The following is a 4655-nucleotide window of genomic DNA, read 5'->3' on the forward strand; positions in this document are numbered from 1 at the left end:
ACCTCCTTCAAGCAGGCGCCGCCGTTGACCATGCGGGAAGCAGCGGTGTGGCGGAGCATGTGCGCCCCGGTCAGCCGCCCCAGCGGGATGCCAGCACGCACCAGATTGCGCCGCACGATTGCGCTGACTGCCGCAGTCTGAAAGGTCCGCGCTGGATCGGTGACGGTGAGAAATACTCGACGGTCCCGATGGTGCGGGCGGCCATGCCGGAGGTACTCCGCCAGCGCGGCGCCGACTTCCGGGGGCAACGGCAGCACCCGCTCGCGGCGGCACTTCCCGGCGCGCAGGCGGAGTTGCCCCACACGCCAATCCAGGTCGTCAAGTTCGAGCGTGGCGACCTCGCCTGCGCGCAGGCCCAGACCGGCCAGCAGCGAGAGGATCGCGCGGTCACGATACGCCGCCGGACCAGGCGCGGCAGGACGCTGCAACAACCGCGCGAGTTGCTCAGAGGAGAGGTGCGTCGGCAGGCTGGCGTGCCGTGCGCGCCGGATGGCCGGGATGGCGCGGTCGAGCCCGCTCGGAGCAACACCACGCCAGGCAAGGAATCGCAAGAAGGAGCGCGTGGCGCTCGCAGGCGCCGTGCGGCCGTGCCCGCTCCTGTGTACGGCCTCCTCCTGGATGAACTCGGTCACCCGCAGGACGGACAAGCCGGTCCAATCGGGGGTACCCGACCCGGAACAGGTCGCGATGAAGCGCCGTACGGTGGGCAAGTAGCGCAATTGCGTAGTGTCAGCCGCCCCAACCACGTCGCGCAGGTAGTCGGTGTAGCCGGCGATCCAGAAAGCAGCGTCGTTACTCGTCGTGTCCATGATCATCTCCTGGCGGCCATGCTGGCCGCCAAGCGAGGGTCACGGATTATGCCGAGGCTGCGACACGCGAAGCACCGCTGCGCCGGGCGCGCGACCCGCAATGATCGGGCGCGCTCGGCATAACCCGGATCGCGGCATGAACGTGTAAAAAGTGGTTCACCCGCGCGAGCGCCCCTTGGTAAGGTGTCCCGAACTTAGACACTTTTTGGAAATGACCGCGCCGCGCCACGTGGAGCACGTCACCCTAAACACGGGCCACACGCGCCGCTCGCCCCGCTCGGAAGCCGCCGACGAGGTCGTCCGCGGCCTGGCCGCCGGTCTCGACAGGGCGATCGCCACGAAGGCGCGGGAGCCGATTCCGGGATTCGCGCTCTTCTCCTATAGCGTGACCGCCCTTGGCGGGGCGGCGATGGTCACTATCTGGCGCGAGGCCGCACCGGTCGTCACCTTCGGCGTCGCGGCCGATGCGAAGGACAGCGCGAAGCTCTGGCGACTCCTGCATCAAGGCGGCGCGGGCAAGCATGCAACGAATCCCGAGCGCCCGCCGGCCGCGCCGTGGATCGGAGTGAGGATGGAGGCCGGCGCAGCGTCGACGCCGCGCGACGATCTCCTGTGGCTCGCGAACTTCGAGCGCTGCTTGGGGTGGGCGTTCATCGAGCGCCGCGCCCGCGCTCAGTGACGCTCCACCCTTGCGCAGGCAGATGACGCCAGCCCGAGCCGATCTCTCGCAAACGATCGTTCATAGCCGACCGCGGCACCGCGGCGCTTAGCGCTATGCCCGGGCGGCGAAACCGCCGCGCCCGTCGCCCGGATTTGATGTCCGATAAGTTATGGATATCATAGTCGTATACGTGTTATTGACGTCGTCGTTCGCGCCGCATCGGCGGACGGCCCGGTGTTCGGCCCGGAACGGGGGTCATCAGGGTAGGGTCTTCTCACCGGAACCGGCCCCCTCGACCCCGATCAGGGCCATCAGCATCGGCCCGATCGAAAACTCGTTGACCTGAGCCTTCCGCGTCAGCTCGGGGAGATAGCCGCCGGCGCTGGTGATCGCCGCGCCCCGCTGAAGAATGGCCGCGATGACCGATTGCGGCGGATTTCTCACCCGCCCTCCACAGTTCAGATCTCTCGGTCCCGACCCTTAGGGAGGTCCAGTCTCGCGAGCTTTTCCTCAAGGGCGGTGACGGCGTGTTCCATTGTCAGCCCCGACGGCCAGTGGTACTTGGCGCAGATCGCCGAGAACCGCCGCACTGTGTCTGGAGACGCCTTGAGATTGAGCTGGGCCGTGCGCCCCGTGCGGAAGGGGCCGCGGTATGGAACCGCAGCGGCCAGCGGCGGCGCAGAGGGCACAGGCGGCGCGCCAGCAGAGGGCGCGTCCGCGTACCCGTGCTCCTCGTTGACGTCTTGCACTGCGGCCAGCGCTGCGCGCCTCTCTTTGAACGACACGTTGTACGGGCTGTTCCGCTTAATCTCGTTGCTCATGCCGCCGCTCGCTCAGATCCGCCGGCCAGGCGCGCAAGGAACTCATCAACGAAGGCATCGGCGTTCTCGACGGCCTTCGCGAGACCCCCGACGCCCTTTCCCTTCAGGCCCGCGAGCGTCCCCCCGAACGAGAAGATGGCACGGAACGCCTCTCGCTCGCACAGCTGGACGCTAAAGACCGGCTCGCCGTTGTCCTTAAAGGCGCCCGCGACGAACGCCTGCGTCTTCGGCGTTATGGCCGGGTGTGTCTGCGTGAACAGGAGGCCGAACGGGATCGGTCGGCGGATCACGCGCTCCTGATCATGGATCAACTCGATGTGGCGCGTCGCCTGCTCGGCGTCGAGCTGCGAGCCTTTGACCGGGATAATGACGAAGTCCGACAGCGCGGTGGCGTTCGCGACGGTCCGCGAGGCCCTGCCCTCGAGGTCGAGGATCACAAATTCGGCCAGGCCGGTCAGCTCGTCCAGTTGGGACACGAACTTCTGCTCGTTGGCGACCGGAAGCACCGTGAGGTTCGGCGGGACCACTTCCGTTCGGCTGGCCCAGCGCGTGACAGCCTCGTTCGGGTCGGCATCGATCAGGATGACCTTCTGCCCCCGTTCGGCCAGGATTGTCGAGAGAACGGTTGCCGTAGTGGTTTTGCCTGCCCCCCCCTTGGGAGATGTTACAGAAATCACAGCCATGCGCGATCCTTCCGGTCAGACTGCACGCCAGCTGTAGTACGCACTCGTTAAGGCGTCGTGAATCTTCCGCGACGTTCTCGGGCGAAGAACTGAGGACGACCGGGGATCGGGCCGATGGCAAGCCAGAGGCAAGCCCAAGGCAAGCGAAAGTTGTTCGCTTGCCAATCCGACGGGACGCCCCGGACGGACGAGCGTCTACGAGTTGACTTTCGCGTCCTCCCCGGCCGCCGCCACCGGAGATCGCCCCCGTGCGCTCGTTCTCCCATGCGGCCGCCGTGTTTCACACGGCATCGTATGGAAAAGGGCAGGGAGGGCGAGCGTGGAACGGCCCGTGCGATCAAACAACACGGGACCGCCCTTTCGCCGCCCCGCCCCACTTCTCGCGCCGAAGCTTCCAAAGGCTGCGGTCGAGGTTCAACTCGCCGGTCTTGGCGCGCTTGACCATGGCGGCGAAGTAGCCGCCGGCCCCGCGCGAAAAGTAGCCCTTGGGCTTGGTCGACACGATGGCGAGCGTCACCGCGGCGCGCTGCCGGCCCAAAATCCGGCAGGCCTCGCCCCAAAGCGGCTGGGACACGCCCAATTCCTGCCGCAGGGAGGCGCCGGCGGCATCGACGATGTCGTGCCAGTCGGGGAAGGGGAGAGGGATATGGCAGGCCAGCCGCGGCGCGAGCTCGACGAGCTCTTGCGGATGGAGCTTCTCGACCCGTTCAAAGGGCCGGAACGTGACGCTATCTTCAAGATCCTCCCCGGCCGGCTCTGCTGGCGCTGAGGATTCAGGATCGGGCGCGCCCTCGGGACTACTCCTCTCGGAGGCACTTACTGTATCCTTCGGATAAACAGGTGGGTTTGTAAATATATTGTGGGGCTCGTTTTCGAGCCCCTCGGGGCTGTTTTTCACAGAAGGCCCAGCCTCCCTAACCCACGCTTCCGCCTGCTCTTTCCTCGATTCGAGGCTCTGAACGACCACGGCGAGGTCCGGCGAGGTCCGGGCCTTGCGGATCGCAGCGACGAGATCGGCCGTCTCAAGGGCCAATTGCCGCCATTGAGAGGGCAGGGGACCGAGCGCCTTGAGGGTCTCTTCGGCCTGAAAAATGGCGCGGCGAGCTCGTGTCGCCCGCTTGCGTAGGCTCCGCATGCGCTCGCGCTCGGCCTTGGCTTCGGCGGCGATGCGGATAAATTCGTCGTAGCGGTAGGCGAGGGGGGAGAGATCGAAGCCGTAGGCCTCGATGATGCGTCCCTGGTCGTCACGGCGGCCATAGCGCTTGCCGGTCTCGCTGTCGCGCATGATGAAGATCCCGGCCTCGAACAAGGCGCGGTTGAGCGTCTTCACCCGTGGTTCCGAGAGGGCGAGAAACTCCTCTTGGCGGCTTGCGGAGGGCCAGGCGATCGGCCGCGAGCCTTCTTCCCAATCGTGGTCCTGGGTTTGCTTCACGAGCCAAGCGATGAGCTTATAGGCCTGCGGCGGAAGGCCCAGGTACGGCTCGGCCTCCTGGAAGGCCGCGAGATACTTGAACCGCTTGGCGGATCCGCGCGGAACGCCCTTGAACTGATCGGCCTGGTCGCGGACGGCAAGCATAACAAGGCTCATTCGCCGGGCGCCTGTCGGGGCCGCGGACGTTTGTGTGGTGAAAGACATTGTTTGTCCGTTCGGGGTTTATCCGACCGAAGGTTCGGGTCGATT

5 protein-coding genes and 1 pseudogene are annotated in these 4655 nt (G+C 66.3%); 1 reads left to right on the forward strand and 5 read right to left on the reverse strand.

Annotated elements, in window-relative coordinates:
• Positions 1–809 (reverse strand): tyrosine-type recombinase/integrase (locus ACLP25_RS04145; protein ID WP_442467963.1); only part of this gene is annotated, 809 nt, incomplete at its 3' end.
• A gap of 211 nt (positions 810–1020) precedes the next feature.
• Between ACLP25_RS04145 and ACLP25_RS04150 the strand changes: the two genes are divergently transcribed.
• Entirely contained in the window at positions 1021–1488 is a 468-nt protein-coding gene (locus tag ACLP25_RS04150; protein WP_442467964.1) for a hypothetical protein, read from the forward strand.
• A gap of 240 nt (positions 1489–1728) precedes the next feature.
• On the opposite strand, the pseudogene repC (ACLP25_RS04155) reads toward ACLP25_RS04150, so the two are convergent.
• The 4 genes and pseudogenes from repC (ACLP25_RS04155) to repC (ACLP25_RS04170) form a co-directional block, all read right to left on the reverse strand.
• Positions 1729–1896 (reverse strand): annotated as a pseudogene (gene repC / locus ACLP25_RS04155) (replication initiation protein RepC); the annotation flags it as partial.
• Positions 1897–1928: 32 nt separating this feature from the next.
• Positions 1929–2291 (reverse strand): hypothetical protein, encoded by a 363-nt coding sequence (locus ACLP25_RS04160; RefSeq protein WP_442467965.1) that lies wholly within the window; start codon positions 2289–2291, stop codon positions 1929–1931.
• Positions 2288–2974, reverse strand: a complete 687-nt coding sequence (locus tag ACLP25_RS04165; protein ID WP_442467966.1) for a ParA family protein — start codon at positions 2972–2974, stop codon at positions 2288–2290. Before ACLP25_RS04165 ends, ACLP25_RS04160 begins: the two co-directional genes overlap by 4 nt.
• A gap of 337 nt (positions 2975–3311) precedes the next feature.
• Positions 3312–4610: a plasmid replication protein RepC gene (gene repC, locus ACLP25_RS04170; protein ID WP_442467967.1), complete on the reverse strand. Its 1299-nt coding sequence runs from the start codon at positions 4608–4610 to the stop codon at positions 3312–3314.
• Positions 4611–4655 lie beyond the last annotated feature (45 nt).

The organism is Roseiarcus sp., from assembly GCF_052145395.1.
Taxonomy (GTDB): domain Bacteria; phylum Pseudomonadota; class Alphaproteobacteria; order Rhizobiales; family Beijerinckiaceae; genus Roseiarcus.

Bases quoted from the DNA above. Each gene is read 5' to 3' on its own strand.
- ACLP25_RS04160 (WP_442467965.1), bottom strand. From the start codon at position 2,291: ATGAGCAACGAGATTAAGCGGAACAGCCCGTACAACGTGTCGTTCAAA.
- ACLP25_RS04150 (WP_442467964.1), top strand. From the start codon at position 1,021: ATGACCGCGCCGCGCCACGTGGAGCACGTCACCCTAAACACGGGCCAC.
- ACLP25_RS04165 (WP_442467966.1), bottom strand. From the start codon at position 2,974: ATGGCTGTGATTTCTGTAACATCTCCCAAGGGGGGGGCAGGCAAAACC.
- repC (WP_442467967.1), bottom strand. From the start codon at position 4,610: ATGTCTTTCACCACACAAACGTCCGCGGCCCCGACAGGCGCCCGGCGA.